At 67.3% G+C, this 26,727-nt stretch carries 26 protein-coding genes and 1 riboswitch; of the genes, 11 read left to right on the top strand and 15 right to left on the bottom strand.

Going from position 1 to position 26,727, the window contains the following annotated elements; genetic code table 11:
• Nucleotides 1-10: 10 nt before the first annotated feature.
• Entirely contained in the window at nt 11-2,143 is a 2,133-nt protein-coding gene (locus LQ564_RS20335) for a TonB-dependent siderophore receptor (RefSeq protein ID WP_231059933.1), read from the bottom strand.
• A gap of 103 nt (nt 2,144-2,246) precedes the next feature.
• Nucleotides 2,247-2,355, bottom strand: a riboswitch (TPP riboswitch).
• A gap of 207 nt (nt 2,356-2,562) precedes the next feature.
• Between LQ564_RS20335 and LQ564_RS20330 the strand changes: the two genes are divergently transcribed.
• Entirely contained in the window at nt 2,563-4,158 is a 1,596-nt protein-coding gene (locus LQ564_RS20330; RefSeq protein WP_231059932.1) for a methyl-accepting chemotaxis protein, read from the top strand.
• Nucleotides 4,159-4,202: 44 nt separating this feature from the next.
• Here the strand turns inward: LQ564_RS20330 and LQ564_RS20325 are convergent, their stop codons facing one another.
• Nucleotides 4,203-4,625, bottom strand: a complete 423-nt coding sequence (locus LQ564_RS20325; protein ID WP_231059931.1) for a GNAT family N-acetyltransferase — start codon at nt 4,623-4,625, stop codon at nt 4,203-4,205.
• 39 nt (nt 4,626-4,664) lie between these two features.
• On the bottom strand, nt 4,665-5,636 hold the full coding sequence (locus LQ564_RS20320) for a DUF535 family protein (protein ID WP_231059930.1): 972 nt from the start codon (nt 5,634-5,636) through the stop codon (nt 4,665-4,667).
• A 329-nt stretch (nt 5,637-5,965) separates the two neighbouring features.
• Between LQ564_RS20320 and LQ564_RS20315 the strand changes: the two genes are divergently transcribed.
• Nucleotides 5,966-6,673 carry a glutathione S-transferase gene (locus LQ564_RS20315; protein WP_231059929.1) on the top strand — a complete coding sequence of 236 codons (708 nt, stop codon included), beginning with the start codon at nt 5,966-5,968 and terminating at the stop codon, nt 6,671-6,673.
• A 3-nt stretch (nt 6,674-6,676) separates the two neighbouring features.
• Here the strand turns inward: LQ564_RS20315 and dkgB are convergent, their stop codons facing one another.
• Together dkgB and LQ564_RS20305 are read right to left on the bottom strand one after the other, a co-directional pair.
• The gene (gene dkgB / locus LQ564_RS20310) at nt 6,677-7,477 is read right to left on the bottom strand and encodes a 2,5-didehydrogluconate reductase DkgB (protein WP_231059928.1); all 801 of its coding nucleotides are present in this window, start codon (nt 7,475-7,477) and stop codon (nt 6,677-6,679) included.
• 21 nt (nt 7,478-7,498) lie between these two features.
• Nucleotides 7,499-8,704, bottom strand: coding sequence for an MFS transporter (locus LQ564_RS20305; RefSeq protein ID WP_231059927.1), 1,206 nt, complete (start codon nt 8,702-8,704; stop codon nt 7,499-7,501).
• Between the two features lie 108 nt (nt 8,705-8,812).
• Here LQ564_RS20305 and LQ564_RS20300 point away from each other — a divergent pair, with 108 nt between their 5' ends.
• Complete coding sequence (locus LQ564_RS20300; RefSeq protein WP_231059926.1) at nt 8,813-9,706, top strand: LysR family transcriptional regulator; 894 nt, start codon at nt 8,813-8,815, stop codon at nt 9,704-9,706.
• A 121-nt stretch (nt 9,707-9,827) separates the two neighbouring features.
• Here the strand turns inward: LQ564_RS20300 and LQ564_RS20295 are convergent, their stop codons facing one another.
• Nucleotides 9,828-10,469: an SdpI family protein gene (locus LQ564_RS20295; RefSeq protein ID WP_231059925.1), complete on the bottom strand. Its 642-nt coding sequence runs from the start codon at nt 10,467-10,469 to the stop codon at nt 9,828-9,830.
• On the bottom strand, nt 10,466-10,753 hold the full coding sequence (locus LQ564_RS20290) for an autorepressor SdpR family transcription factor (protein ID WP_231059924.1): 288 nt from the start codon (nt 10,751-10,753) through the stop codon (nt 10,466-10,468). Before LQ564_RS20290 ends, LQ564_RS20295 begins: the two co-directional genes overlap by 4 nt.
• 124 nt (nt 10,754-10,877) lie before the next feature.
• On the opposite strand from LQ564_RS20290, the gene LQ564_RS20285 reads away from it, so the two are divergent.
• From LQ564_RS20285 to LQ564_RS20275, 3 genes are all read left to right on the top strand, one after another.
• Nucleotides 10,878-11,738, top strand: coding sequence for a PhzF family phenazine biosynthesis protein (locus LQ564_RS20285; protein ID WP_231059923.1), 861 nt, complete (start codon nt 10,878-10,880; stop codon nt 11,736-11,738).
• A gap of 225 nt (nt 11,739-11,963) precedes the next feature.
• Nucleotides 11,964-12,761, top strand: coding sequence for an N-acyl amino acid synthase FeeM domain-containing protein (locus LQ564_RS20280; RefSeq protein WP_231059922.1), 798 nt, complete (start codon nt 11,964-11,966; stop codon nt 12,759-12,761).
• 164 nt (nt 12,762-12,925) lie between these two features.
• The gene (locus LQ564_RS20275; protein ID WP_231059921.1) at nt 12,926-15,808 is read left to right on the top strand and encodes a putative bifunctional diguanylate cyclase/phosphodiesterase; all 2,883 of its coding nucleotides are present in this window, start codon (nt 12,926-12,928) and stop codon (nt 15,806-15,808) included.
• 63 nt (nt 15,809-15,871) lie between these two features.
• Here the strand turns inward: LQ564_RS20275 and LQ564_RS20270 are convergent, their stop codons facing one another.
• The 3 genes from LQ564_RS20270 to LQ564_RS20260 form a co-directional block, all read right to left on the bottom strand.
• On the bottom strand, nt 15,872-16,243 hold the full coding sequence (locus LQ564_RS20270; protein ID WP_231059920.1) for a DUF4124 domain-containing protein: 372 nt from the start codon (nt 16,241-16,243) through the stop codon (nt 15,872-15,874).
• 95 nt (nt 16,244-16,338) lie between these two features.
• Nucleotides 16,339-16,713: a RidA family protein gene (locus tag LQ564_RS20265; RefSeq protein WP_231059919.1), complete on the bottom strand. Its 375-nt coding sequence runs from the start codon at nt 16,711-16,713 to the stop codon at nt 16,339-16,341.
• The gene (locus LQ564_RS20260; protein ID WP_231059918.1) at nt 16,713-17,699 is read right to left on the bottom strand and encodes a threo-3-hydroxy-L-aspartate ammonia-lyase; all 987 of its coding nucleotides are present in this window, start codon (nt 17,697-17,699) and stop codon (nt 16,713-16,715) included. The genes LQ564_RS20265 and LQ564_RS20260 overlap by 1 nt, the downstream gene beginning before the upstream one ends.
• Before the next feature lie 95 nt (nt 17,700-17,794).
• Here LQ564_RS20260 and LQ564_RS20255 point away from each other — a divergent pair, with 95 nt between their 5' ends.
• Nucleotides 17,795-18,145, top strand: coding sequence for a PadR family transcriptional regulator (locus tag LQ564_RS20255; RefSeq protein WP_231059917.1), 351 nt, complete (start codon nt 17,795-17,797; stop codon nt 18,143-18,145).
• The gene (locus LQ564_RS20250; RefSeq protein ID WP_231059916.1) at nt 18,135-18,998 is read left to right on the top strand and encodes a hypothetical protein; all 864 of its coding nucleotides are present in this window, start codon (nt 18,135-18,137) and stop codon (nt 18,996-18,998) included. The genes LQ564_RS20255 and LQ564_RS20250 overlap by 11 nt, the downstream gene beginning before the upstream one ends.
• On the opposite strand, the gene LQ564_RS20245 is transcribed toward LQ564_RS20250, so the two are convergent.
• The 3 genes from LQ564_RS20245 to ompR form a co-directional block, all read right to left on the bottom strand.
• Nucleotides 18,995-19,642, bottom strand: coding sequence for an exopolysaccharide biosynthesis protein (locus LQ564_RS20245; RefSeq protein WP_231059915.1), 648 nt, complete (start codon nt 19,640-19,642; stop codon nt 18,995-18,997). The two genes, LQ564_RS20250 and LQ564_RS20245, sit on opposite strands and share 4 nt — an antisense overlap.
• Nucleotides 19,643-19,878: 236 nt before the next feature.
• Entirely contained in the window at nt 19,879-21,252 is a 1,374-nt protein-coding gene (locus LQ564_RS20240; RefSeq protein WP_231059914.1) for an ATP-binding protein, read from the bottom strand.
• Complete coding sequence (gene ompR, locus LQ564_RS20235) at nt 21,252-21,953, bottom strand: osmolarity response regulator transcription factor OmpR (protein ID WP_051306146.1); 702 nt, start codon at nt 21,951-21,953, stop codon at nt 21,252-21,254. The genes LQ564_RS20240 and ompR overlap by 1 nt, the downstream gene beginning before the upstream one ends.
• A gap of 268 nt (nt 21,954-22,221) precedes the next feature.
• On the opposite strand from ompR, the gene LQ564_RS20230 reads away from it, so the two are divergent.
• The 3 genes from LQ564_RS20230 to LQ564_RS25930 all read left to right on the top strand — a co-directional run bounded on the left by LQ564_RS20230 (nt 22,222) and on the right by LQ564_RS25930 (nt 25,272).
• Nucleotides 22,222-22,590 (top strand): hypothetical protein, encoded by a 369-nt coding sequence (locus LQ564_RS20230; protein ID WP_231059913.1) that lies wholly within the window; start codon nt 22,222-22,224, stop codon nt 22,588-22,590.
• Between the two features lie 160 nt (nt 22,591-22,750).
• The gene (locus tag LQ564_RS20225) at nt 22,751-24,631 is read left to right on the top strand and encodes a flagellar assembly protein A (protein ID WP_231059912.1); all 1,881 of its coding nucleotides are present in this window, start codon (nt 22,751-22,753) and stop codon (nt 24,629-24,631) included.
• Between the two features lie 167 nt (nt 24,632-24,798).
• The gene (locus LQ564_RS25930; protein ID WP_272492138.1) at nt 24,799-25,272 is read left to right on the top strand and encodes a type II secretion system protein; all 474 of its coding nucleotides are present in this window, start codon (nt 24,799-24,801) and stop codon (nt 25,270-25,272) included.
• Between the two features lie 9 nt (nt 25,273-25,281).
• On the opposite strand, the gene LQ564_RS20215 is transcribed toward LQ564_RS25930, so the two are convergent.
• The gene (locus tag LQ564_RS20215) at nt 25,282-25,788 is read right to left on the bottom strand and encodes a nuclear transport factor 2 family protein (protein WP_231059911.1); all 507 of its coding nucleotides are present in this window, start codon (nt 25,786-25,788) and stop codon (nt 25,282-25,284) included.
• Nucleotides 25,789-25,813: 25 nt separating this feature from the next.
• Complete coding sequence (locus LQ564_RS20210; protein ID WP_231060055.1) at nt 25,814-26,656, bottom strand: DUF817 domain-containing protein; 843 nt, start codon at nt 26,654-26,656, stop codon at nt 25,814-25,816.
• Nucleotides 26,657-26,727: the final 71 nt, after the last annotated feature.

Raw genomic sequence — 26,727 nt, 5'->3', positions numbered from 1 at the left:
ACATCGACCATCAGAAGTCGAACTGCGCCGACACCCGGAACGTCCGCGGCGCGCCCGGCAGCAGGTAGCCGCCCAGCGACTGCGTCACGTCGCGCCAGTAGAACTTGTCGAACACATTGTCCACCCGCGCGCGCAGGATGGTGTGCATGCCGCCGGCGCGTAGCGCGTACGAGGCGCCCAGGCCGGCCACGTGGTAGCCCGGCACGATGGCGCGGTTGGCCGGGTCGAAGGCCTTGCTGCCCGAGTACTGCCAGGTCGCGTCGACCTTCATTCCCTGGACCATCGGCAGCGCGTATTCGACCAAGGCGGTCGAGCGCAGCTCGGGTACGTTGGTCACGCGCTTGCCTTCCACGCCGGCGTCGCCAGTGCCGGTCTGCTTGGCGTCGAGCGCCATCACCGACAGGCTGTAGTTCAGGTCGGCGTTCAGCTTGCCCTGGGCCGCCAGTTCCAGCCCGCGGTGGCGCTGCCGGCCGGCGCGCACGAAGGCGCCATCCGCATTCACATACTCCAGGCCCTGTTCGATGTTGAACAGCGCGGCCGACAGCATCGCATTGCCGACCACGCCCTTCACGCCCAGCTCGACCTGCTTCGAGCGGCTCGGATCGAGCACGGTGTTCTCGTTGGTGGTGCCCATCTCGGCGATGCCGCCGTGCTGCAGGCCGTGGCTGAGCGAGCCGTAGACGCTCCAGTCGCGCGCAGGCTTGTAGACCAGGGCCACGCTCGGCAGCACGAAGGAATCGTCGGCATACGCCCACGGCAGCTCGACCTCGGCCTTCTCGTTGCGCTTGAGTTTCACCCAGCGCAGGCCGGTGTGCAGCGTGAACTGTTCCGACAAGGTGGCGACGTCCTGCACGAACAGCGCGCTCTCGCGGTCGTTGCGGCGCTCCATCACCGGGCCGGTCGTCGGGTTGCCCGGCGCCGGGTCGACGATCTGGTTGTGGTAGATGTTGCTGGAGCCGGCGTAGTCGTAGACGTATTCGCCGAAGCTGTCGTGGCGCTCGGACAGCGCGGCGCCGATCGTCAACTGGTGGCGCACCGCGCCGGTATCGAGGCGGCCCTGCAGCATGGCTTGCGCGCCCCACGGGGTCTTGCGTTCGCCGACGCTCTGGTAGTCGTAGACGTCGTAGTCGCCGTTCGAGCAGTAGCCCGGATAGAAGCCATCGCCCTCGTTGCTGCAGCCGTAGGGGAAGGCGGTGTAGTCGTCGCGCTTGAACCAGTGCTTGTTGGCGTTGACGCTGGCGGTCCAGTCTTCATTCAGGCGGTACTGGAAGCGCAGGCCGAGGTTGCTGCTGTCGGTTTCCACCGGCTTGGTCCAGGGCTGGTCGTTCAGCAAGGTCTTGGGCGAGACGCCGGTGGGCAGCGCCTCGTTGCGCAGCAGCTGGTAGCCCGGCGCGGTGATCTGGGAGCGGTGCTGGTGGTCGAGGTCGAGCTGCAGCAGGGCGCTCGGCGTGATCTGCCAGTCGAAGGCGCCGGACACGAACTGGCGCTCGCCGTCGGCGCCGCGCACATAGGATTTCAGGTCTTCCGCGGCGGCATTGATGCGATAGCCGAAGCGGCGGTCCTCGAAGCGCCCGCCCAGGTCGACGGAACCGTGCAGGGTGCCGCGTTCGCTGACCTCGACGACGGCCGAGCGCAGTGGCGCATTGGTCGGACGTTTGGTGACGAAGTTGACCATGCCGCCCGGCGCCGCGACGCCCGCCTGCAGGCCGGCCAGGCCGCGCAGCACTTCGATGCGTTCCTTGTTCTCCAGCGGAATCTGGGTGTCCGCCGAAATCGCGATGCCGTCCTTGCGGTAGCTGGTCGCGTTGTCTAGGGCGAAGCCGCGGATCGAGAACTGTTCGGCGTAGCCGACCGCGTTGTAGGCGTCGCCGACCGAGGCGTCGAACCTGGCGGCGTCGGTCACGTTGCGAATCGACAGGTCCAGCATCTGGGTGCTGCTGATCGCAGTGATCGAGGCCGGGGTGTCGAGCAGCGGCGCGTCGGTAAAGCCGCCGATGCTGGCGCGGTCGCTGGCGATCCAGCGGCTGCCGGTGACGACCACCGAAGCGACCGGGTCGGAGCCGGCCTGCTGCGCGAAGGCGTCGAGGGAAAAGGCCTGCAGGATCGCGCAGGCGAGGGCGGTGTGTTTCAGCGTGGATGTCATGGTTTGCTCGTCTTCGCGCGCCACGCGATGTGCATGCACATGCATGCGGCGCGCTGCTTTTTCAAAAAAGCCGGAGCCAACGTGGGGGAAGGGCAAGGAGGATGGGAACTGCGTTGCGCTTTCCTTCGCTGGCATTATCCAGATCAGGTACGAAGGGTATCTCTCACCCGGCAGCACGTTGTTGGCGCGCACCAGGACCCCTAGCGAGGCGGCAGTGTAACACGGCGCAGGGACAGCGTGGTGAAGCTGGCAACGCCTTTGCCTACCCGTCGGCACTGCAATGTTTGCAGGACGACCAACAGACAATACAAAAAAACAACGCAAATTCGATAAATACGGGACAGCTTTGTTATCGTGTGGCAATAAAATTTATAAATGTGATTAAATTGCCGGCTCTTTGATCAACCCTTTCCTCATTTATGAAATCTCTTCAACGTGTCGGCATTGCCCGACAGCTGTATGTGGCCTTCGGCCTGGTGCTGGCCGTCACGCTGATCCTGGCCGTGTTCGCGGTCTCGCGGGTCGACAGCATCCAGGGTGCGCTCAACGCCGCCAACGGCGTGCGCAATGCCCAGCTCGAACCGCTGTACACGGCGCGCGAAGCGTTGGCCCAGACCGGCATCGCGGCGCGCAACGCATTCATCTTCCACGACCCGGAGTCGAGCAGGCGCGAACTGGACCTTGTCGATTCGTTCAAAGCCGACTATCTCGCCGTGCTGCCGACGCTCGACGCTTCGCTGGGCGCCGATCCGCAGTATCGCAAGGTGAAGGAGGGCCTGGTGGCGATGGCGAAGGAACTCGAGCGCCCGCGCGGCTACCGCGCCAGCAACGACCTGGAAGGCTATGGACGCTTCCTGGTGGATGAGTGCAGCCCGCTGCGGCGCCAAATCGTCGCCGACATCGACGTGCTGGTGCAGGCGCTCCAGCAGCGCAACGCCGCCGGCAGCGCGGACGCCAGTCATGAAGCGGCGCAGGCGCGCTACTGGATCATCGCCCTGAGCGGCATCTCGGTGCTGCTGTGCGCGACGGTGGGCGTGGTGATCGTACGCAGCCTGCTCGACCAGCTGGGCGGCGAGCCGGCCCAGGCCACCAGCGTGGCGCGCGCCATCGCCGACGGCCGCCTGTATCACCCGATCGATGCGCGCCGCGCCGGCCCGGCCAGCATGATCCACGCGATGGCGACCATGCGCCGCGAACTGTCGGCGATCGTCAGCAAGGTGCGCAGCGGGACCGAGACCATCGCCGCGGCCTCGTCCGAGATCGCCTCGGGCAACGTCGACCTGTCGGCGCGCACCGAGACCCAGTCGGCGGCGCTGGCGCAGGTGGCGCAGTCGATGGGCCGCCTGGTCGAGACCGTGCAGCAGAACGCCGACTATGCGCAGCAGGCGCGCACCCTGGCGGGCGACGCGGCGGCGGTGTCGCAGCAGGGCGGCGCGGCGGTCGAGCAGGTGGTGGCGACGATGGCGCTGATCCACGACTCGTCCAGCAAGATCGTCGACATCATCTCGGTGATCGACGGCATCGCCTTCCAGACCAACATCCTGGCGCTGAACGCCGCGGTGGAGGCGGCGCGCGCGGGAGAGCAGGGGCGCGGCTTCGCGGTCGTCGCCGGCGAGGTGCGCAACCTGGCGCACCGCTCCGCCGCCGCGGCCAAGGAGATCAAGGCGCTGATCGAGGATTCGGTGTCGAAGGTCGATAGCGGCGCGACGCTGGTCGGCCACGCCGGCGAGACCATCCGCAAGGTGGTCGACGGCGTGCAGCGCGTGAACGACATCATCGACCGCATCGGCAGCGCCACCGTTTCGCAGCGCGCCGACATCGAGCGCGTGGACGGGGCGATCGCGCGCCTGGACGAGATGACGGGGCAGAACGCGGCCCTGGTCGAAGAGGCGGCCGCGGCGGCCGAGTCGCTGCGGGTGCAGGCGGCGGAGCTGAATGCGGTGGTGAATGTGTTTCAGTTGGAGGATGGGGCGCCGCAGCGTGCGCGTGGCCTGGCGCTCGAGTATCGCGGGTGATGAGCCGTCCACCCTACGAAAAGCAAGAACGCCGCAGCTGTGGCTCAGCCGGCTGGACGGCGCATGGCGATGACGCCCTGTCCGCGAGCGCGATAGGTCGCCAGGCGATCTGCGAGAAAGGCGGGAAGCGCGGCGCTGTCAGCTGGCATAAAGCCAGCAGTGGCGTAGAAGCCTTCGAGATGCGCATACGGCAGGCAGAAGGCCTCGGCCCGCGCCAGATACGGCAGACAGGTGGCGAGCAGGCGCGACCCGATGCCCTGGCGCTGGACATCCCGCCTGACCTGCATCCCACGCAGGACCAGCACCCCTTCTTCACGACACAGCCTCACCGCCCCAACCAATGACGCGGCCGTCTTCGCCACGAGCACCGTGTCCTCGGCGCCCACCGCCGCGCCGTAGCCCGCATCGCGATAAAGCCGCGCAAGCGCGGCGGCATCCCGCGGCATCGCGATGCCGAGTTCGATCACGCCGTGCAATCCCACACTGCGAACAGCATGCGCCGCGCCTCAGGCTTCGGCGACGGCCGGCGCGGCCACCGTGCGTGCCTGGCTGGCGGCGGCCGGCGCCATGTGGCGCAGCACCGTGCTGCGGCTCGCGTCGCCGATGGCGCGCCAGAACTCGCGGCGCTGGGCGGCGCGCTTGCGGTGCTTGGACGGCATGTCGGCCAGCGGCTTGAGGTAGAAGGGCAGCTTGATCAGGTAGCTGCGGCCCGGCATCTCGACGCCGCCGAGGACCTTCCAGAAGCCGTCGTAGGCATTCTCGAAGTGCTTGACGTCCCGCGGGTCGTAGGCGATGTGCGAGGTGCACTTGATGGCCGCCACCTGGTCGATGCCGAGGGCCTGGGCCAGGCCCTGCATGGCGGCGAAGCAGAAGAAGCTGGGCGAGTTGTTGGGGAAGGCTTCTTCGAAGGCGGCGAAGGCGTCGCCGGAATCGGTCCAGCGGCCCTGGTTGCGGGTGACGAAGGGCACCGTCGGCAGCGCGACCCCGGCCAGCTGGCCATCGACCCAGGTATAGGACAGGCGGTGCAGGTACTTGCCGTCGGCGACCAGCGAGATGGTGAGGTCGCCCTCGGCGTCGTGGCGCGGCGCCATCTCGAGGCGCAGCAGGAAGCTGTGCTCGCCGTGCTCGTCCTGCGACAGATGCTGCCACAGCGTGAGCCCGCCGCCGCCATACACCGCCTGGTGGTAGGCGTTGCTGAACGCGGCATCCTCGAAGCGGTAGTGCGACAGCACGCACTGCACGCGCTGGCGTGCATCCAGATCTTTCGCCAGGTAGCTGCGGTGGCTGAGGTGGTGGAACAGGTCGTCGCCCGGCGCGCGCGCCACGAAGCGGCGCACGAGGTCGAGGCGGCACAGGGCCTGGTGCTCGCGCCAGTAGCGCAGCACGCGCAGGCTCCGCACGATGCTGAGCATCCACGAAGCGGGCGTGTAGCGGCCGCGGTGGGCCAGCCAGTGACGGGTCAGGTGAGCGAAAATCATGGCGCGCTCCATTCGGCGTAAAGTTGCGGGCGCCGGGGCGGCGCCACTGTCTTTATCTTGATTGCCCGCGCAAGGGCGGGCTTACATGGCAGAAACGACACTCTGCCATGGAGGCCGAACGGCTAACTGCCGCCAGGGTAGGTATGGAGGGTGGGGAAAGAAGCAGCGGCGAGGCTTGCGTTCATCATGTCTCTCTCTGTAAGGATCGGCTTTTGCGACTTTTTGTTTTCGCCTGACAGGCACCCCAAGATTACCATGTTTGTGCGGCGACACGCTTTGGTTTCATCGTCAATAATTGCGCCAGACCGAACCACCCCGGGAGACATCAGATGGTGTATGAACTTTTTTACTGGCCGAGCATCCAGGGCCGCGGCGAGTTCGTCCGGCTTGCCCTGGAGGAAGCGGGCGCCGATTACGTGGACGTGGCGCGCCGCGACGGCGGCATGGACCTCTTGATGTCGGCCCTCGAGACCGAGGCCCATCCCTCGTTCGCGCCGCCCTTCCTGAAGGCGGGCGAGATGACCATTGGCCAGGTGGCCAATATCCTGCTCTACCTGGGCGAGCAGCACGCGCTGGCGCCGCGCAGCGATCCGGGCCGCCTGTGGACCCACCAGCTGCAGCTGACCATCGCCGACCTGGTGGCCGAGATCCACGACAGCCACCACCCGATCGCCACCTCGCTCTACTACGAAGACCAGAAGCCGGAGGCGCAGCGGCGCGCCGCCGACCTGATCGAGACGCGCCTGCCGAAGTTCTTCGGCTACTTCTCGCGCATCCTCAGCAACCCCGAACAGCGCGACTGGCTGGTGGGGGACAAGCCGACCTATGCCGACCTGTCGCTGTTCCAGCTGATCGAGGGCCTGCGCCATGCCTTCCCGAACGCCATGAAGCGGCTCGAAGGCGAGTATCCGGCGCTCGGCGCCTTACGCGACCGTGTGGCGGCGCGGCCCAATATCGCCGCCTACCTGGCGTCGGACCGGCGCATTGCCTTCAACGAGAACGGCATCTTCCGCCACTATCCTGAGCTGGACGAATGAGCGTCAGTCCCACTGCGGCGCGAACTCGGGGCTGACCAGGCGTTCGCCCCGGTCGAGCGCATCGAGCGCCGCGATGTCGTCCGCGTTCAATTGCAGGCGCGACGCAGCCAGGTTGCTCGCCAGGTTGGCGCGCTTGGTGGACGAGGGGATCACGGCGTAGTCCTTGGCCAGCAGCCAGGCCAGCGTGACCTGGGCCGCGGTGGCGCCATGGCGCGCGGCGATGGACTTGATCACCGGGTCGTCCATCACCTTGCCGTAGGCGAGCGGCATGTAGGCCGTCACGTGGATGCCCGTCTCGCGCGCAAAGGCGGCCACGCGGCGGTTCTGCAGGTAGGGATGCAGCTCGACCTGGTTGGTGGCGATGTTGTGGCTTCCCACCGCATCGATCGCCTCCACCATCAGGCTGACCGGGAAGTTCGAGATGCCGATCGCGGCCGTGAGGCCCGCTTCGCGCGCCGCCAGCAGCGCTTCCATCGTTTCGCGCACCGGCACCGCGTGGCCGGGCGAGGGCCAGTGCACCAGCGTCAGGTCGACCTGCTCGAGACCCAGCTTGCGCAGGCTCTCCTCCAGGCTCGGTGCGACCAGGTCGCCGGCCAGGTTGGCGGTCCAGATCTTGGTGGTCACGAAGACGTCTGCGCGCGCCACGTGCGAGGCCGCGAGGGCGGCGCCGACGTCTTCCTCGTTGCCGTAGATCTGGGCGGTGTCGATGTGGCGGTAGCCGAGTTCGAGGCCGGTCGCGACCGAGTCGACGGCTTGCCGGCCCTGCAGGCGGAAGGTGCCGAGGCCGAGTTGGGGCATGTTCATGGTAGTCCTTTCAAGAAGTGATCAATGGGTCGCGACGGCGGCCTTCACGGCCTTCGTCGCAGTGGGGCCGTCGCGGCGGTCGAGCCAGGCGGCCAGGGTGGTCAGGGCGAAGGCGCCGGCCACGATCAGGGCGCCGACAGGCGGCGTGGCCATCAGGCCGAAGTGCGCGACCACCAGGCCGCCGCCCCAGGCGCCCAGCGCGATGCCGACGTTGAAGGCGGCGATGTTCAGGCCGGACGCCACGTCCACCGCCCCCGGCGCATCGCGTTCGGCGCGCTGCACGACATACACCTGCAGGCCCGGCACATTGCCGAAGGCGACCGCGCCCCAGGCCAGCACGGTGGCGAGCACCAGCCATTTGTTGGGCGCCGTGCAGGCCATCACCAGCAGCACCGCGGCCAGCAGCGCGAACACGATCTGCAAGGCGGCGAGCGGACCCTTGCGGTCGGCCAGCTTGCCGCCCCAGATGTTCCCGGCCGCGACCGAGACGCCGTAGACCAGCATCACCAGGCTCACGCTGGAAGCCGCGAAGCCCGAGACTTCCTGCAGGATCGGCGCCAGGTAGGTGAAGGCGACGAAGGAGCCGCCATAGCCCAGCGTGGTCATGGCGTACACCAGCAGCAGGCGGGGTTTGCGCAGGACCGCCAGCTGCGTGGGCAGGCTCGCGGGTTTGGGACTGGCGATGTCGTTCGGCACCAGGATCCAGCTGCCGACCATGGCGAGCACGCCGAGCAGCGAGACGGCCAGGAAGGTGGCCTGCCAGCCGAAGTGCTGGCCGATGAAGGTCCCGAGCGGCACGCCGGTGACCAGGGCGACGGTGAGGCCGGTGAACATCAGGGCGATCGCGCTGGCCGCCTTTTCCTTCGGCACCAGGCTGGTGGCGATGGTTGAGCCGATCGAGAAGAAGACGCCGTGCGCGAGGCCGGTGAGGACGCGGGCGGCCATCAGGGCCGCGTAGCCGGGCGCCATCCAGGCCACCAGGTTACCCAGCGTGAACAGCATCATCAGGCCGATGAGCAGCCGCTTGCGCGGCACGCGGCCGGTGAGGGCCGTGAGCACCGGCGCGCCGACCGCGACGCCGAGCGCATACAGGCTGACCAGGAGGCCGGCCGATGGCACCGACACGCCGAGGCTGGCCGCGATGGTGGGGATCAGGCCGACGATGACGAATTCCGTGGTCCCGATGGCGAAGGCGCTCAATGTGAGCGCCCAGAGTGCGAGTGGCATGGTGTTCTCCTTGTAATGCCGGATGTGAAGCAAGGCGTGCAGTGTGCCTGCGGGGACGGCCAAGAAACATGCCCCGGCATACAATTGACTTTTGACGTGGAGTCACAAATGATCGATGTCGACGCCCTGATTGCCTTCGCCGCCGTCATAGATACGGGGTCGTTCTCGGCCGCCGCCGAGCGCCTGGGGCAGACGCCGTCGGGCGTCTCGCGCACCATCTCGCGCCTGGAAGACCACCTCGGCATGACGCTGATGCACCGCACGACGCGGCGTTTGCAGCTGACCGAAGAGGGTGCGTGGCTGCTGGGCCGCGCGCGCAGCCTGCTGGCGGACCTGGCCAACACCGAACTGGAAGCCGCCGCGCGCCGCTCCCAGCCCTCGGGCCTGGTGCGCGTAAACGCCGCCACGCCGGCGCTCGACCATCTGCTGGCCCCGCTGCTGCCGGATTTTCTCGAGGCGTATCCGCTGGTGCAGCTGGAACTGGTGAGCGGCGAGACCTATGTCGACCTGATCGAGGAACGCGCCGACCTGGCGATCCGCATCGGCGCGCTGCCCGACTCCACCCTGAACGCACGCCGCCTCGGCGCCTCCCACCTGCGCGTGCTGGCCGCGCCGGCGTATCTCGAGAAGCACGGGGCGCCGGCCACGGTGGAAGACCTGAAGGCGCACCGCACGCTGGGCTTCACGGCGCCCGCGTCGCTCAATACCTGGCCGCTGCGGCACGCCGGCGGGGAAGGGTGGACGGTGGCGCCGACGGTGGCGGCATCTAGCGGCGAGACGGTGCGCCACCTCGCCTTGTGCGGGACGGGAATCGCGTCGCTGTCGGATTGGCTGACGCGTGCGGACGTGGAGGCGGGGCGGCTGGCGCCGGTGCTGGAAAGCGAGACGCTGTACTGGACACAGCCGGTGTGGGCGGTCTTCTACAAACAAGGCGCCTTGGCGCCGCGCGTGTCAGCCCTGGTTGAGTTTTTGGCGAAACGCCTGCAGGACCGCCTTTCGTAGGGGTGATCTGGTCCAGTGGACCAGATCACGGTTCCCCGCCCACGCGTTCAACCAGCGGATAAATGGACGAGGCGCGATTATTCACCGTGTAGTTGGACGCGTGGGCGGAGGACCGCCCACCCTACAAGGTCCCGGCCTTTTCCAGCCGCTTGTAGTACACGAGCGAGAACACGACAGGCACCAGCGCCGCGACTGCCAATGCCGCCACCGCCAGCGGCCCAGGCCAGCCAAGCAGGGCCACCGCAACCGCCAGCACCCCACCCACCACCATGGTCCGCGCCGCCAGCCGATGCGTCGCATACCACACCCGTTCATTCGCCAGCGTCCACGGCGTCCTCACCCCCAGCCAGAAATTGCGCCGCACCTTGCCCATCACATTCCCGGCCAAGACGAAGAACACCCCCAGCCCGCCCACGATCGCGCGGTCCATCGCGAAGCCGCCCTCGTAGGCGGCCCACAGGTGCACGCACTGCAAATAGCCCAGCAGGACCACCAGCGCCATCCCGCCGAACCACCACGTCGCTTCAAAACCTTCCACCGTAAAACGCTGCGGCGACACCTTCGGCAGCACGATCCACACCAGCCCGATCACGAGCAGAAAAGGCAGGTGCATCAAGACCTCGATGCGCGCTCCCCAGCCATCGACATTGCCGGCCGCATTCCAGTGCACCGGCACCTGCGCCGGCAGCTCCGGATAAAGAACGGCCGCCAGTCCCAGCACCACCAGCAGCACCGCCGCGAACACCATCAGGTAACGCTTCATCGCTTTTTCCTCCCGGCGCCGCGCGCCATCTCCATCGACCAGGCCAGCACGTCTTCGAGCACCGTGGTGTCGAGCGAGTACCAGATGGTCTGCCCCTCGCGCCGGCTGGTGACCAGGCCGGCCTCCCTGAGCACCGCGAAGTGGTGCGACATGGTGGGCTTCGTCATGTCGAAATGCGCCGCCACCTCGCCCGCCCTCAGTTCCTCGTGACGCAGCAGGCGCAGGATCTCGCGCCGCGTCGGATCGGCGATGGCCTTGAACACCTCGTTCAACGGTCCAGCCATGGTTCGATCGCTTTCTAATTAGATGAATGTCTAAATACTAGTCCGGCTTCAAATAATGGTCAAGCCGGCGAGGCTGCGCGGCGCGGATTATCATGGTCTTCTTTTCATCCACAACGAGGACGCCATGAACCAACCCCAGCCTGTGCACGCCTCGCTCGACGACATCGAGCGCATTGCCGCCTTCTCCGACGGCGACGTGGGCGGCAACCCCGCCGGCGTCTGGATCGGCGAGGCGCTGCCGCCGCAGGAAGAGATGGCGCGCCTGGCGCAGCTGGTCGGCTTCTCCGAGACCGCCTTCGCCGCCCGCGAAGCGGATGGCTGGCGGGTGCGCTACTTTTCGCCCGAATCCGAGGTGCCGTTCTGCGGCCACGCCACCATCGCCCTCGGCGCCGCGCTGGCGCGCCGCTTCGGCGACGGCCGCTACGCGCTGGCGCTGAACGCGGCGCGCATCTCGGTCGAGGGCCGCAAGGATGGCGAACGGGTCGCCGCCAGCTTGCAGTCGCCGCCGACCCGCAGCGCCCCGGCGCCGGGCGAACTGGTGGACGCCGCGCTGGCCCTGTTCGGCTACACCCGCGCCGACCTCGACCCGCGCATCCCGCCGGCGCTGGCCCACGGCGGCGCCGACCACCTGGTGCTGGCGCTGAACAGCCGCGAACTCCTCGCGCGCATGCACTACGAGCTCAATGCCGGGCGCCGCCTGATGAATGAACACGGCCTGGTCACCATCGTGCTGGCCTGGGCCGAGACGGCGCAGCGCTTCCATACCCGCAATCCCTTCGCTTCCGGTGGCGTGCTGGAGGATCCGGCCACCGGCGCCGGCACCGCGGCGTTTGGCGGCTACCTGCGCGACATTGGCTGGCCACATGGTGGACGGATCGAGGTGGTGCAGGGGGAGGACATGGGCATGCGCTCGCGCCTGACAGCCGAGATCGGCGAGGAAGCGGGCAGCTCGATCCGGGTCTCGGGCAGCGCGCGCACCATGTAAGCCGACCTGGCCGCTCGACATGCGGCCAGACCGCAGGCGACACAAAGTTGTCAAGACAGCTATGCGAACGACCGTTATTTTTTTTGTAGGAGGATTCCTAAAAGTATGTAGGATAAATTGAGGGGGAAAAGTGTTCCTGCTCAGCAGTTAGAATGTTTATGAGTGGATTGATAATTTGAATCAAGCAAAACCTGTTTCACATTCTCTCTCCTTAGGAATAACGTCATGTCGCTCTTCGATCCGGTCGCCACCACCCCCGCCAGCGCTGCGGCGCGCACTGCACGCAAGGAGCGCGAGGCCCGCGCCGGCGGCCGCAGCGTCGAGCGGCTGCCCTTCACCATCCGCCGTGTCGAGACCGAATCCGACCTGCTGAAAGCCGTGCACATCCGCCACGCCGCCTACGCCCGCCACGTGCCGGAATTCGCGCGCACCCTGGCCCAGCCGGAAGCGGCCGACTACGAGATGGACACCATCGTGTTGCTGGCCGAATCCAAGCTGGACGGCTCGCCGCTGGGCAGCACCCGTATCCGCACCAATTTCTTCCGCCCGCTCGGCGTCGAGGAATCGATCGAGTTGCCGGACTGGCTGCAGGGCCGCCGCCTGGTCGAGGCGACCCGCCTCGGCATCGACGAGGGCCGCGTGGGCCGCATGGTCAAGGCGGCGCTGATCAAGGCCTGCTTCATGTACTGCGAAGACAATGCGATCGATTACTCGGTGGCCACCGGCCGTCCGCCGGTCGACCGCCAGTACGAGCAGATGCTGTTCACCGACGTGTTCCCGGATCAGGGCCCGGTGCCGCTGCGCCACGTCGGCAACATCCCGCACCGCGTGATGGCTTTCGAGATTGCGACCTTCGAACAGCGCTACACCGAGGCCCGCCACCCGCTGCTGAACTTCTTCTTCAACACGCACCACCCGGACATCGACATCGGCCCGGCCGTGCCGCCGCCGGCACTGGTACTACCTCGAACCAAAATCGAGCATCCCTCACCGTTGTTGGCGCGCGAATTCGCCGCCGCTTGAGCAGTTATTGCATGACGGCATCACGTTAAGGCTGTATCCTTGCGCTTTAGCGCCGCCGCCGGCAACGGCAGCGGCGCTCGTCCGCATCGATACCGCTTATGCCCATACCGACACCGCAACGTCGTTCTTCGTTCCCGGCCACCGCGCACGCGGCCGTGGAGCGGGTGTTGAAGTTGTTTTCCTACTACCTGATCCCGCTCGGGATCGGCCTTGTTTCCCTGATTGCACTGGTGTTCTGGCAAGACCAGTACCGCACCAGCGGCGACGTGCCGCTGTCGATGCACGTCGCCGTCCAGTCGGAAGGCGCGCTCGACCCGCGCGCCGCGCTCGAACGCGTGCGCGCGGCGCCGCTGCTGAGCGGCCATGAAACCCATTTATCCGAAGCCCCGGTCTGGTTCGCCTTCGAGCCGATGCCGCGCAGCGGCGCCCAGGTGATCGAATTCCCGTCGCGCCACGCGCTCGACGTGGCCTGCTGGGACGCCGGCAGCCTGGCTCCGCTCGGCAACGCCGTGCGCGGCGCCGGCAGCGGCTTCATCGAAGGCTCCAAGGCCGGCTTCGCGCTGCGCATGGCGCCGATGCCGGCCGAGCTGCTGTGCCGCGCCCGCTTCTCCGGCCCGGCGCGCCTGACCTTGCTGCAATGGCCGGACGACCAGTACGCGCTGTCGGTCGAGCAGTACCACCGCAAGTCGGGCCTGCTCGACGGCGGCATGGTGGTGCTGGCCCTGTTCATCCTGATCACCGCCCTGATCAACCGGCAGCCGCTGTACGTGCTGTTCGCCGGCTGGCTGGTGCTGAACCTGCGCGTGGCGGCGCTGTCGGCCGGCTGGGACATCCAGTGGCTCGGCCAGACCATCCCCGCCGACTGGCTGCTGCGCAGCCGCTCGGTCGGCATCACGCTGTACGGCATCGCGACGCTCACCCTGTACCAGGCGCTGCTGAAGGACAATATCGCTGCGCTGCGCTACGTGCTGCCGTTCCGGATCATGCAGTGGCTGTGCATGCCGATGCTGGCAGCCGCCATCCTGCTGCCCTACGGCGTCTACCTGCCGCTGCTGTGGGTGATCACGGTGTGCTGCTTCTCGGTCATGACGGTGGGCCTGTTCAAGATCATCGCCGAGTCGCGCAACCGGGTCGCCTCGTGGTTCGCGGCTTCCTTCGTGGTCAGCTTCCTGTCGGTCATCGCCGAAGTCGCCTCGGCGGCGCTCGGCATGCGCGAACTGCTGGGCATCATCAACAGCGTCACCGCCGCGCTGGCCTCGAGCCTGCTGGCCGCGCTGGCCGTGGCCGAGCAGATGCGGGTCGAAACCGAGCAGCGCGAAGCGGCCCAGCAGGAACTCGAGCACGCCTACCAGGCGATGCCGGTCGGCCTGTTCACGCTCGACATGTACGGCCACTTCCTGAGCGTGAATCCGGCGCTGCAGAAGATGCTCGGCATCTCGAGCTTCAACGCCGGCCGCACCGCCTGGCGCCAGTTCTTCACCGAGAGCACCTGGACCGAGCTGCACGAGCAGGTCCATGCGAAAGCCGAAGCCGAGATGGAGCTGACCAGCCGCGACGGCAGCCAGCGCTTCCTGGTCTCGGCCACGCTGGCGCGCTCGCGCATCGAAGGCGTGCTGCAGGACACCACCGAGAAGCACAAGGCCACCGAGCAGCTGCAGTTCATGGCCAACAACGACCCGCTGACCAAGGTCTACAACCGCCGCGGCATCGAGCAGGAATTCGCGCTCGCCGCCAGCGGCCTGGCCGCCGGGCGCCCGATGGCGCTGGCCTACGTCGACCTGGATCGCTTCAAGCTGATCAACGACCTGTTCGGCCACGCGGCCGGCGACGAGGTCCTGAAGCAGGTCTGCGAGCGCATGGCCACCATGCTGGCCGGCGGCCAGCAGATCGGCCGCGTGGGCGGCGACGAATTCGTGATCCTGATGCCGGAAACGGCGATCCCGCTGGCCTCGATCATCTGCCGCGGCATCGTCGACCGCTTGGGGAGCACGCCCTACCGGGTGGGCGACAAGGCCTTCCACGTGCGCGGCTCGGTCGGCCTGATCGAAGTCACGCCGGGCATCGCCATGAAGGACGCGGTGTCGACCGCCGACCGCGCCTGCCGCGAAGCCAAGACGGGGCAGGGCGAGGGCCTGGTGGTGTACGAGCGCGGCGCCGAAGCCTTCCGCCAGCGCGCGGCGGAACTCGACATGGTGGCGCGCCTCTCCAGCCCGAATGCGCTCGACAGCCTGCTGCTGGAAATGCAGCCGATCATGTCGCTGTCGCACCCGCGCGAGTCGCACAACTTCGAGGTGCTGCTGCGCATGCGCGAGCCGGACGGCCGCGTGGTGCCGGCCGGCGCCGTGATCTCGGCCGCCGAGAAGAGCGGCCGCGCCAGCATCATCGACCGCTGGGTGCTGAACACGACCCTGGCCTGGATCGCCGACCATGCCGAACAGCTGGGCAATACCCGCTTCGTGTGCATGAACCTGTCCGGCGCGTCGCTGAACGACGAGCGCTTCGTGCAGGACACCTTCGACATCCTGGGCCGCTACGTGCACGTGGCGAGCCGCCTGTGCCTCGAGATCACCGAGAGCGTGGCGCTGCACGACCTCGACAACACGCGCCGCTTCATCGACCAGGTGAGGAGCTTCGGCGTCAAGGTCGCGCTGGACGACTTCGGCGCCGGCTACACCTCCTTCTCCTACCTGAAGGAACTGCCGGCCGACGTCCTGAAAATCGACGGCAACTTCATCGTCAACATCAACGCCCACCCGGCCAACGTCGCGATCGTCGAAGCGATCGTCAGCCTGGCCGGCAACCTGGGCATGAAGACCATCGCGGAATGGGCGGAAGACGCGGCCACCGTGCAGACGCTGGCGGAGATCGGCGTCGACTACGTGCAGGGCTGGGCAGTGGCGCGCTCGCAGCCGCCGGAACGCATCCTGGGCGCGCGCTCGGCGGCGGATTTCATTACCGACCCGGCGGTGCTGGAGCTGCTCAAGGTGCTGGGGACGCCGATGACGCCGCATCTGGCGAGTGTGCAGAAGATTCGGGATCTGCACTGAGCGTGCAAACTTGGGTTCCGGCGCAGGCCAACCCAATGTGACTTTCGCCGCTCAGCCGCAAACTCAATCCAGCGTCGCCAACGTCTGCTGCTTCCCACCCGCATCCATCAACAGAAAATTCGCCCGCGCCGCCTTGAGCGTCGCCACATCCTGCGTCAACGGCTTGGCCTTGACCCGCGGCGCCATCACGCGCCGTTGCGGCGGCGGCGGCAGCACGGCGTGCTCCACGACGAGGGGATAGGGCTGCACGCGGGTCACGCCTTCGTCGGCCGGCATGCTGGCCAGGCGCACGGTGGCGGCGCCGCCCTCGCAGGGCTGGTCGGTCAGGGTCACGCGGCCGGCGCCGTCGATGCACTTGACGATGTCGGCCCCGGCGTTGGCGGCGGGCGCGGCCAGCGCCGCGCAGAGAATGCTGAGACAGAGATGACGCTTCATGGTCGGCTCCTGTGATTGAGCCTCCAGTGTCGGTGTCTGTCTTACAATGTTCTGTTCGCTGCTTCACGTGTGCGCGGCAGGCGCGCCGGAATCACTCAGCCGTTCGGCCGCTCCGCCACCAGCTGCACTTCCACCAGGAAATCATAGTGCAGCGCAGGCACCGGTACCACCGCCCGCGCCGGGCGATGCTCGCCGAACACGCCCGCATACGCGGCGTTAAAGGCTGGCCAGTGCTCGACGCCGGCAAGATAGGCCGTGCACTGCACCACGTCGGCCAGCGTGCAGCCGGCCGCCGCCAGGATCTGCGCGCACTGGTCGAACACCGACGCGCACTGGGCCTCGAACGACAGCTCGCCAAGATCGCGCGCCGGCAGCACGCCCGACACGAACACCAGGCCGCCGCGCGTGACGACGGCCTGCGAATAATGCCCGGCGGGCGCGGGCAGCCCTGGCGCCTGGATGAACTCCATCAGAAGTTCGCCTGCGACACCAGATCGGCGAAGCGCGACAGATCCACGTTGCCGCCCGAAATCAGGATGCCGACCCGCTTGCCCTTCACATCCACCACGCCGTGCAGCGCCGCGGCCGCGCCCAGGCAGCCGGTCGGCTCGACGATCATCTTCATGCGCTCGGCGAAGAAGGCCATGGTCTGCACCAACTGGGCGTCGCTGACGGTGACGATGTCGTCGACGTTGCGGCGGATCACCTCGAAATTGTGCTCGCCGACGTGGGTCACCATGGCGCCGTCGGCGATGGTCTTGGGCACCGCGATGTGCACGATTTCTCCCTTGCGCAGCGACTGCTGGCCGTCGTTGCCGGCTTCCGGCTCGACGCCGATCACCTTGCAATCGGGCGACAGCGCGCGCGCCGCCAGCGCGCAGCCGGCCAGCAGGCCGCCGCCGCCCAGGCACACCAGCAGGATGTCGAGCGGGCCGGTTTCCTCGAACAGCTCCTTGGCCGCCGTGCCCTGGCCGGCGATGACGTCCGGATGGTCGTAGGGCGGAATCAGGGTCATGCCGCGTTCTTCCGACAGACGGCGGCCGATCGCTTCGCGGTCTTCGGTGTAGCGGTCGTAGGTGATGACTTCACCGCCGTATTCCTTGGTCGCTTTCACTTTCAGGGCCGGTGCGTCGCTCGGCATGATGATGGTCGACTTGATGCCGGCCAGCTTCGCCGACAGCGCGATCGCCTGCGCGTGGTTGCCCGATGAAAAGGTCAGCACGCCGGCGGCGCGCTGGGCGTCGTCGAACTTCGCGATCGCATTGTAGGCGCCGCGGAATTTAAAAGCGCCCATGCGCTGGTAGTTCTCGCACTTGAAGAACAATTCGCCGCCCGTCATGCGGTTGGCGGTGGTCGAGGTCAGGACCGGCGTGCGGTGCGCCGCTCCCTTCAGGCGCTCGGCGGCCGATTCGATGTCGTGGTAAGTCGGAGCGGAGACTGGGGCAGTGGCGGTCATGGTGGTTTCGGCTGGGTCGAAAGACCACAGTATAACGAAGACCCTGTGCGAAAAAAAACTTGACCTACGATGTGGCGCACAGTACTGTGTGGCACATGGTTAATGAACGCCCCTCTCCCAATCTGGAACTCGAGCTGCGCCGCGGCGTCGTGGTCCTCGCCACGCTCTCCCAGTTGCACCAGCCACGCTACGGCTACGAGGTACGCCAGGCACTGGCGGAGAAGGGCATGCCGATCGAAGAAGGCACCTTGTACCCCTTGTTGCGCCGGCTGGAAGCGCAGGGCGTGCTCGCCAGCGAGTGGCGTTCGGAAGCCGGCCCGGCACGCCGCTATTACACCCTGAGCCCGCAAGGAAAGACGCTGTTCGACCGGCTCACCACCACCTGGCAAGGCCTGAACGACGTGATGGCCCGCCTGCTCGACGAAAGAGGCAATCATGCAGACTGACGCAATCCTGACCAGCTATGTGGCCGATGTGGCCGAACGCCTGCCTACCCGCATGCGCCGAGACGTGGCGCGCGAACTGGGCGCGCTGCTCGGCGAGGAACTGGCGGCGCGCGCCGAAGGGGCGGGCCGCGCGCCCGACCGCGCCATGGCGCTGGACTTGCTGGCGGCCTTCGGGCATCCCGCCCAGGTCGCGGCCCGCTACCACCGGCCCTGGGCCATCGTCGACCCTGCCGATACCCGTGCCTTCGTGATGTCCGCCGTGGCCGGCGCATCCTTCCTGGCGCTGTTCGGACGCGAGGGGCTCGGGCTGGCCTGGCTCGGCGTGCTGCTGCTATATTTCGCGGCGCGCAGCTGGGTGCGGCGAGGACGAGAAGACGCGGACACGTGGCGCCCGCGGCAAGCCAGCCGCGCCGGCAACCTGGCCCTGGCCGCGCTGATCTGGGTGGCGATCGTCGCCTACGGCGCGCCGGGCTGGCTGTTCGCCCGGCTCAGCGGTGGAGGGGTATTGGCGCCGGTCTTCGACTACGATCCGGCGTTCGCGGCCTACCGCCTGCCGATGCTGCTGTTGCTATGGGCGGCCCAGTCCGTACTGCTTGCCTGGAGTGCGCGGCATCCGCTGGAAACCCCGGCGTATCGCAGGATGCAGCTGGGATTCAGCCTCGCGACGCTCGGCCTGCTGCTGTTCTTCCTGCTGGCCGGACCGGTATTCGTCGATGCGCAGATGAATGCGGGCGCACAGTGGCTGCTGCGCGCGGCCAGTGCGGTGATGGCGCTCGACGTCGCCCTGAAACTGTATCGTGAGCGGATCCGCGCCGGCGCCGAACACCTGGCCGCCGGTGCGGCGGCATCCTAAGAGCTTGCACGGTTGAGGATTTCGCGCGCCGCCAGCCCGCCGCCGCCGATCAGGACGCTGAAATACAGGATGGTAAGCAGGTTGCCGAGGTGACCCAGCAGCACGCACACGCCGTCGCGCTGCAGCAGGCCGATCGCCAGGAGGAGCAGGGCCACGGCCGGGAAGGTATTGCTGAACGGGATCAGCCCGAACGGCATCATCAGGAGCACCGCGCCCAGCACCAGGGCGGCGTTGTTCAGGTAGTGCACCGGGCCGTTCGCCACCAGCCAGCGGATGCGGTTGGGGCGGCTGATCTTTTCGATCCTCACCATCCAGGGCAGGGCCTTGCGCAGCAAGGGGCGCAGTTTGCGGGTGCCGATCACGCGGTGCTGCAGGCGGCGCGGGACCCACAGTTCGCGGCCCAGCAGGCGCGAGAGGCCGATCAGGAGGATGGCGGCGCCGAACACCGTGCTGACGCCGGGGATCGAGACGGGGATCAGGAATACCAGCGTGAGCAGGCCCGCCAGGATCAGGAGGCCGTCTTTGCCGACCAGCAGGATCAGTTCGCTGAGGGTGATGCCGGTGCGCGGCAGCGAGCGGACCATGGCGCGGATTTTCCGGGACAGGGGGATCGTGTCGAGGACCTGCTCTTGTTCGTGATTCATCGGAGTTCCTGGATGGTATCGCCGGGTTCGTAGAGGGTGTGAAAAAACGGCTATGGCAAGGCGCCGAGTCGAAGACAGTGCACTCGTACGGCGAGACGAGGCGACGCAGCCATAGACGCATTTTTCACACACTCGTAGGGTGGCCGGTCCCCCGCCCACGCGTTCAACGAACAGTGAATTGCCAAGGAGCGGGCCGGGAGCCGTGATTTGAACGCGTGGGCGAAGGATCGCCCACCCTACCCAGCCAGCGGCAACGCGATCTGCAGCACCAGTCCGCCGCCTTCGCGGTTGCTCACCATCAGCTCCGCATTGTGGCGCGACAGCACCCGTTCCACGATCGCCAGCCCGAGCCCGGCCCCATTGGCCTGGCCGCGTGCGCTGTCCAGCCGCGTGAAGGGTTTCAGCAACTGCGTGATCTGGTCCTGCGGCACCCCCACGCCATGATCGCAGATTTCGATGACGGCGCGGCGTCCATGGCCGGTGGCCTTGACCCGCAACAGGATGTTGATCTCGGTGAGGTCCGACCCCGGCGTCTTGCCGTACTTGCGCGCGTTCTCGATGATGTTGTTGACCACGCGCCGCAGGTCGGTCGCATTGCCCATCACGTGGATGCCCGGCATCAGGTCGACCGCGACTTTCAGGTCGCGCATGCGGCCCGCTTCGCGTCCGACCTCGGACAGCATCTCCGACAGGTTCACGGCGACAAACGTCGCGGCGTCGGTCGGCTTGGCGAAGTCGAGGAACTGGCCGATGATCGCGTCCATCTGGTTGATGTCCGACTGCATGCCTTCGCGCGCATCCTGCGGCAGGCTGGCCATCTCGATTTCCAGCTGCATGCGCGCGAGCGGCGTGCGCAGGTCGTGCGAGATGCCGGCCAGGATCACGGCGCGGTCCTTCTCGACCTGGGCCAGGTCGTCGACCATCTGGTTGAAGCTGCGGTTGGCCTCGATGATCTCCTGCGAGCCCTTCTCGGGCAGCGCGGTCGGACGCTCGCCCTTGGCGATCGCGCGCGCGGCCGCCGTCAGGCGCGCCAGCGGACGGTTCACCAGCGACGAGACGAAGGCCGCGCCGACCAGCGACAGCAGGCCCACCAGCGTGGCCCAGCCGAGCCACTGCACCCGCGTCAGGCCGGCCAGGCGCTCGCGTTCGAGCATCAGCCAGTATTCGTCTTCCTGGATGTTGAAGCTGATGTAGAAGCCCGGCACCCCGTTCACGCTGCTGGAAAAGCGGGTGTGCTTGCCGAGACGGTCGCGCACCGCGTGGGCGATGTCCGCCATCAGCGCGGTGTTCGGCGGCGGTTCGACCACGTCGTAGTCGTTCATCGTGAGGATGCGGATGCCCTCGTTCGACACCAGTTCGAGCAGCAGTTCGCGCCGCAGGTCCGGCGCCGAATGGGTGAGGGCGGCGCGGGTGAGCGTCACCACCGAGCCTACCAGCTCGGCCGTCTGCTGCACCTGCGGCCCGCGCTGGAACATGTTGAGCATGCCGATCCACGAGCCCATCGAGGCCGCGGTCAGCAAGGACATCAGGAGGAAGGTCCGCCAGAACAGGCCGCTGCGATACCAGGCGAAACGCGCGGCGCGGCGCGCCGCGGAGAACGGGGCAAACACTAGCGCGGCTGTCCTTCAGGGATGAACACGTAGCCCAGGCCCCAGACGGTCTGGATGTACAGGGGGCTCGACGGGTCCGGCTCGATCAGCTTGCGCAGGCGCGAGATCTGCACGTCGAGCGAGCGGTCGAACACCTCGTATTCGCGGCCGCGCGCCAGTTCCATCAGCTTCTCGCGCGACAGCGGCTGGCGCGCATGGCGCGCGAACACCTTCAGCACCGAGAATTCGCCGGTGGTCAGGGGCACGGTCTCGCCGTTCTTCTTGAGGGTGCGCGTGCCGAGATCGAGCACGAAGTCGCCGAACTCGAAGGTCTGCGGGGTTTCGCTCGGCGCGCCCGGGATCTCGTCCGGGCCCTTGCGGCGCAGGACCGCGCCGATGCGCGCCACCAGCTCGCGCGGGTTGAAGGGTTTCGGCAGGTAGTCGTCGGCGCCCATCTCGAGGCCGACGATGCGGTCGACGTCCTCGCCTTTCGCGGTCAGCATGATGATCGGGGTCTGGTCGCCGGCGCCGCGCAGGCGGCGGCAGATCGACAGGCCGTCTTCGCCGGGCAGCATCAGGTCCAGCACCAGCAGGTCGTAGCGCTCGCGCAGCCACAGCTTGTTCATGGCCGGCGCGCTTTCCGCGGTGACGACCTGGAAGCCCTGCTCGGTGAGGTAGCGGCGCAGCAGGTCGCGCAGGCGCACGTCGTCGTCCACCACCATGATCTTGGCGGAGTGGCCGCCCGCGGCGCCAGGGGTCGCAGTATTGTTCGCGTTGGTCGATGCGTTCATATGAATTCCAGAATTGTCAGAAGCATGTCGCTATGGTAACGTCTTATCGCTTTAACAGCCCGCTCGAATGGCTCAGCCATTACATTGTGTTACAAACTTTACCCAATCAGTCTTACTCCCCGAACCGTATGCACCTACACTGGCGGCAAGTGGTCATCACAGCTTATCTGTTTATATGGCATCGCGGAAGAGGGACACCATGAACAACGCGCTCAATACAATTCAGGCAGCAAAGGACGGCGGATTGGCCCGCCTGGTGCGCAATGGCGTCGTCGCTTGCATGCTGGTGTGCGCCACCGCCGGCGCCATGGCGCAGGACCGTGGTCCGCGCCGCGACGAGATGCAGCAGCAGCAAATGCGCGACCGCTACGAGTCCCGCGCCCAGGATCGCTTCGACAACCGTGCCAACGAGATGCGCGATAACGCGCGCCGCCAGGAACAGATCGAAGACATGCGGCGCGAGTCGGAAGGCCGCCGCGGCCGCCTGACGCCGGACGAGCGGCGCGAGCTGAAACGCCAGATCAACGAGGCCAACGTCGACCTGTATCCCAACGCCCGCCGCCGCTGAACACGCGGCCTGGTTCGATCGACGGCGCCTGCGGGCGCCGTTTGTTCTGGCGCTGCCGCCTTCTTCGGCGGTTTCTTGAAAGAAATCTTATTGCCATATGTTATTTGCATTGCGCAACATGCTATCGTAACGCCCACTAGACTTACTGGAGGGCGCGACCGTGTCCAACTCCGCAGCAAGCCCCACGCCGGCCGCCCGCGATGCGAAGCCGGCCCACTGCATCATCCGCGAGGACGACGGCGTCTACGCCGACCTGGGCGCGCTCGGCCCCGCCCTGGTCGCCGCGGTCGACGCCATCTTCCTGAAGAACCAGTACCTCGCCGGCCTCGATTATCGCGCCCTGGTCAAGGCCCTGTTCGGGCACGGACCCGAGCTGCCGCCCCACCCGCGCGGCGCGGGCCTGGTGCGCCTGGCCGACGACATCCTGCCTTTCCCCGCCGCCCGCCGCCCGCTGTACCGCGCCGCCAAGATCGCCGACGGCGAAGCCGAATACTATTTCGAGCCGGTGTTCCTGCGCGATGACGAGGGAGTCGAGCAGCCGGCCAGCCTGGATGCCGACGAATTCGTCGCCGACATGTGGACCAAGGGCATCCGCTTCGGCCTCGACGTCGATGCGGTGCGCGGCGCCATCTCCAGCGGCACGGCGGGACGCATCGTGGTGGCGCGCCGCCTGCCGGCAAAGGCGGGCGAGGATGCGCGCGTGGTCGAAGTCACCGGCGACATGCACCGCAGCGACGCCCCGCGCCAGCTCGCCAACGGCAAGCTCGACCTGCTGAGCTTCCAGAACCGCTTCCCGCAAGTCCTGCGCGGCAAGCGCCTGCTGCAAAAGCTGCCGCGCGTCGCCGGCGAATCGGGCTTCGACCTGAACGGCATCGTGCTGGCGCCGGACGTGCCCGAAGACCTCGACTTCAACGCCTGGTGCGGCCCGGGCACCGTCATCGACCGCCTGGCCGAAGGCGAGTTCCTGGTCGCGCTGCAGGACGGCTTCATCAACGTGGAGCGCGGCAGCAGCCGGGTGTCGGTCGGCGACAAGATCGTCAGCCACGACGGCGTCAGCGTGCGCACCACGGGCAACCTGGACCTGAGCGGCGACTTCGAGGAGTTCGGCGAAGTCCAGGAAAACCGCGTGGTCGAAGGCGAGAGCATCACCGTGCACGCCGACGTCTACGGCCACATCGCCTCGCGCGGCGGCACCGTGCTCCTGAACCGCAACCTGATGGGCGGCAGCGCGAAGAACGCCGACGGCCCGGTGATCGTGCAGGGCGTGGCCTCCGGCGCGATCATCCAGAGCGCCAAGGGCAACGTCCAGCTGCAGCGCGCCGAGAACTGCATCATCTCGGGCGCCAAGGTGACGGTGCTGGAAGCGGTCAACTGCGACATCATGGCCGACGAGGTCGAGATTGCCCAGGCCGAAGGCTGCGCCATCGCCGCCCGCATCGTCAGGGTCGAACGCGCCCTGCCGCGCGGGCACAGCGAGATGCGCGTCTTCGTGCTGCGCCCGGACTGCGCGCGCATCGACAAGGCGATCGGCATGATCCGCGAACGCGTGGGCCAGTTCGGCCAGCTGGCCGCGCAGCGCCGCGCCGCGATCGGGAACCTGACGGCGCAGCCCGACGTGGCGAGCTACGTCAAGCTGGCCGGCCGCGTGCGCAAGGGCGAACTGGTGCTCACGCCGGAACAGCAGCCGGCATTCAAGAAGATGGCGGCCGCGGTGGCGCCGGCGCTCAAGCAGATGGCGACCCTGAGCCAGGAGATCAAGGACATCGAGACCGAGCAGGCGGCCGGCGCCGAGGTGCTGGGCCGGCTGGAACGCCAGCGCGCGGCGCACGATGGCGCGGTCAGCGTCGCGATTCAGTCGGTGGCCGGCGACGTCACGGTGCGGGCGCTCGACATCGAGCCCGATACCTCCGGCGTCGAGACCAAGCCCTACGACCAGCCGGCGCGGACCATCAAGGCCAAGCTGCGCGAAGCGAGTGGGGCAGAGGTGCTGTTCGCAGGCAGCAGCGGCAGCTTCACCTGGAGCACCCCGGCCGCCTCGTAGGGTGGACCGGGCCACGAAAGGCGGCGCCGCCGTCCGCGCGTCCAACCAGCTCTCGAGCCGACGTAACAGTGCGCGGGTATCGTTGACCCAATCGAAAACCCCACATGCATACTTCCCGTGCCCTTTAGCCGGTAGAATCTCGTCCGATTCCCGCATTCACGAAAACGATGAGCCACTCCCCACTGCGCACTTCCGCTGCCGAAGGCGGCTTCACCCTGATCGAGCTGATCGTCGTCATCGTCATCCTCGGCATCCTGGCAGCCACCGCCTTGCCCAAGTTTTCCGACCTGGCCGCCGACGCGCGCAGGGCTTCCCTGAAGGCGGCACAAGGCGCGCTCGCCTCCACCATGACGATGGCGCATGCAAAAGCACTGCTGGCCGGCTCCAGGAATGCAGCCGTCGACCTCGAGGGCAGCAGCGTCGCGATGGTGCAGTGGTACCCCTCGTCCGCCGCCACGACCGCCGCCGCCGCCGGCCTGAGCTCTGACGACTGGACCATCACCGTCAATGGCCGCGACCTGATTGTCTCGCCGAAAGGCGCCAAGGCAGTCGCCACCTGCAAGGCGGTCTATTCGGAAGCGGTCCAGAGCGGGACAGAATACACGCCGGCGAGAGTGGCGATCGTCGATAGCGCCTGCTGAGCGCAGCCTTTATTCGCAGGGACAGCTGCTCTGCGCCGGCCGGATCTCCGTCGTCTGGTGATAGGTATTCTTCCACCCATCCCCCTGCCTGACCCAGATCCGCACGAAGCGCCCGCGAAACGGCTTGGCACTCCCCTCCGCCAGCAGGCTGCGGAAAATCCCCGTCACCAGCGCCGCACCGCCATTGTCCAGCAACTGCACTTCGATCGATTCGTTCTCGTACACCCGGAACCGGAAGTCGCCGCGCTCCAGCGCGGTCAGCAGCTCGGTCTTGCTGCGCGCCCGCCCGCGGCTTTCGATGTGTGCATACTGGCGGTCCATCAGCGAGCGCAGGGTCGGGATGTCGCGCTGCAGGATGGCGGTGGCGCGCTGGCGTTCGAGCGCTTGCAGCACGCTCTGGACGTGGGCGGGCGTCTCGGTCGCGGCGGCGGGGCGGTCGTTTTGCACGGCGGCCCGGCCGGGCGCCGGCAGCAACTGCATCGCCAGGCACAGGGCGATGCCGGTCAGGGACTTCATGATGCTTCCTTCCATGCGCGGCATCTCAAGCCCGCGCAACGTGTATCTTCTGCTTGATGTGCTTGAGGTTGGCGACGATGGTGAAAGTCATGATCACCAGCAGCGACCACGAACTCCACTTGCTGACATGGACGACCGACCAGGCGCCCAGCTGGTTCGGGTAGCGCCACACGCCCCAGAAGGTGCCGATGTTCTCGGCCATCCAGATGAAGAAGCCGATCAGCACGAAGGCGAGCAGCAGCGGCATCTTGCGGTCGCGGTCGAGCGGCCGGAACACGACCGTGGTGCGCGAATACAGGCCGAGCGCGCAGGCGGCCAGGTACCAGCGGTAGTCGCCGATGTAGTGGTGGGTGAAGAAGTTCAGGTAGATCAGGATCGCGATGGTCCACGCCATCCAGTGCGGCGGATGGTGGCGGATGCGCAGGTCGAACAGGCGCCAGGCCTGCACGATGTAGCTGCCGATCGCCGCGTACATGAAGCCCGAGAACAGCGGCACGCCGAGCACCTTGGTGTAAGCGAAGTCGGGATAGGCCCAGGACTGGATCGCGCTCGAGACCTTGAAGGCTTCGAGCGCGAAGCCGATTGCGTGGAACAGGCCGATCGCCTTCAGTTCGTCCATCGTCTCCAGGCCCGACCTCACCATCCACAGCTGGATCGCGAGGGCCACCAGCAGCAGCAGGTCGTAGCGCGGAATGCCGAACAGGCCGGCGCGCGGGGTGAGCATCATCGCGGCGAAGAACAGGCCGACGAACAGGCAGGCGCGCGCTTCCTTGAAGCCGAAATACAGGAACTCGACGCCGCCGCGGCGCCAGCCCGCCAGCTGGCGCGGGCGGTCGTCGAGCAGGACGTTGTCGAGCGCGAGGGTCATGGGCGAGGAGCCGGGCGTCTTGTTCATTATTCTGGCCTGTAGCGATGCGTGGGCCGATGTTGTCACAGATG

Source organism: Massilia phyllostachyos, from assembly GCF_021044825.1.
GTDB lineage: Bacteria > Pseudomonadota > Gammaproteobacteria > Burkholderiales > Burkholderiaceae_D > Telluria > Telluria phyllostachyos.
This window is presented reverse-complemented; position numbering and strand designations above follow the sequence as displayed.

What these genes read in the sequence shown, in the direction of transcription:
- LQ564_RS20335 (WP_231059933.1), bottom strand. Translation starts at nt 2,143, where the DNA reads ATGACATCCACGCTGAAACACACCGCCCTCGCCTGCGCGATCCTGCAG.
- LQ564_RS20330 (WP_231059932.1), top strand. Translation starts at nt 2,563, where the DNA reads ATGAAATCTCTTCAACGTGTCGGCATTGCCCGACAGCTGTATGTGGCC.
- LQ564_RS20320 (WP_231059930.1), bottom strand. Translation starts at nt 5,636, where the DNA reads ATGATTTTCGCTCACCTGACCCGTCACTGGCTGGCCCACCGCGGCCGC.
- LQ564_RS20315 (WP_231059929.1), top strand. Translation starts at nt 5,966, where the DNA reads ATGGTGTATGAACTTTTTTACTGGCCGAGCATCCAGGGCCGCGGCGAG.
- dkgB (WP_231059928.1), bottom strand. Translation starts at nt 7,477, where the DNA reads ATGAACATGCCCCAACTCGGCCTCGGCACCTTCCGCCTGCAGGGCCGG.
- LQ564_RS20305 (WP_231059927.1), bottom strand. Translation starts at nt 8,704, where the DNA reads ATGCCACTCGCACTCTGGGCGCTCACATTGAGCGCCTTCGCCATCGGG.
- LQ564_RS20300 (WP_231059926.1), top strand. Translation starts at nt 8,813, where the DNA reads ATGATCGATGTCGACGCCCTGATTGCCTTCGCCGCCGTCATAGATACG.
- LQ564_RS20295 (WP_231059925.1), bottom strand. Translation starts at nt 10,469, where the DNA reads ATGAAGCGTTACCTGATGGTGTTCGCGGCGGTGCTGCTGGTGGTGCTG.
- LQ564_RS20290 (WP_231059924.1), bottom strand. Translation starts at nt 10,753, where the DNA reads ATGGCTGGACCGTTGAACGAGGTGTTCAAGGCCATCGCCGATCCGACG.
- LQ564_RS20285 (WP_231059923.1), top strand. Translation starts at nt 10,878, where the DNA reads ATGAACCAACCCCAGCCTGTGCACGCCTCGCTCGACGACATCGAGCGC.
- LQ564_RS20280 (WP_231059922.1), top strand. Translation starts at nt 11,964, where the DNA reads ATGTCGCTCTTCGATCCGGTCGCCACCACCCCCGCCAGCGCTGCGGCG.
- LQ564_RS20270 (WP_231059920.1), bottom strand. Translation starts at nt 16,243, where the DNA reads ATGAAGCGTCATCTCTGTCTCAGCATTCTCTGCGCGGCGCTGGCCGCG.
- LQ564_RS20265 (WP_231059919.1), bottom strand. Translation starts at nt 16,713, where the DNA reads ATGGAGTTCATCCAGGCGCCAGGGCTGCCCGCGCCCGCCGGGCATTAT.
- LQ564_RS20260 (WP_231059918.1), bottom strand. Translation starts at nt 17,699, where the DNA reads ATGACCGCCACTGCCCCAGTCTCCGCTCCGACTTACCACGACATCGAA.
- LQ564_RS20255 (WP_231059917.1), top strand. Translation starts at nt 17,795, where the DNA reads ATGGTTAATGAACGCCCCTCTCCCAATCTGGAACTCGAGCTGCGCCGC.
- LQ564_RS20250 (WP_231059916.1), top strand. Translation starts at nt 18,135, where the DNA reads ATGCAGACTGACGCAATCCTGACCAGCTATGTGGCCGATGTGGCCGAA.
- LQ564_RS20245 (WP_231059915.1), bottom strand. Translation starts at nt 19,642, where the DNA reads ATGAATCACGAACAAGAGCAGGTCCTCGACACGATCCCCCTGTCCCGG.
- ompR (WP_051306146.1), bottom strand. Translation starts at nt 21,953, where the DNA reads ATGGTGGTGGACGACGACGTGCGCCTGCGCGACCTGCTGCGCCGCTAC.
- LQ564_RS20230 (WP_231059913.1), top strand. Translation starts at nt 22,222, where the DNA reads ATGAACAACGCGCTCAATACAATTCAGGCAGCAAAGGACGGCGGATTG.
- LQ564_RS25930 (WP_272492138.1), top strand. Translation starts at nt 24,799, where the DNA reads ATGAGCCACTCCCCACTGCGCACTTCCGCTGCCGAAGGCGGCTTCACC.
- LQ564_RS20215 (WP_231059911.1), bottom strand. Translation starts at nt 25,788, where the DNA reads ATGAAGTCCCTGACCGGCATCGCCCTGTGCCTGGCGATGCAGTTGCTG.
- LQ564_RS20210 (WP_231060055.1), bottom strand. Translation starts at nt 26,656, where the DNA reads ATGACCCTCGCGCTCGACAACGTCCTGCTCGACGACCGCCCGCGCCAG.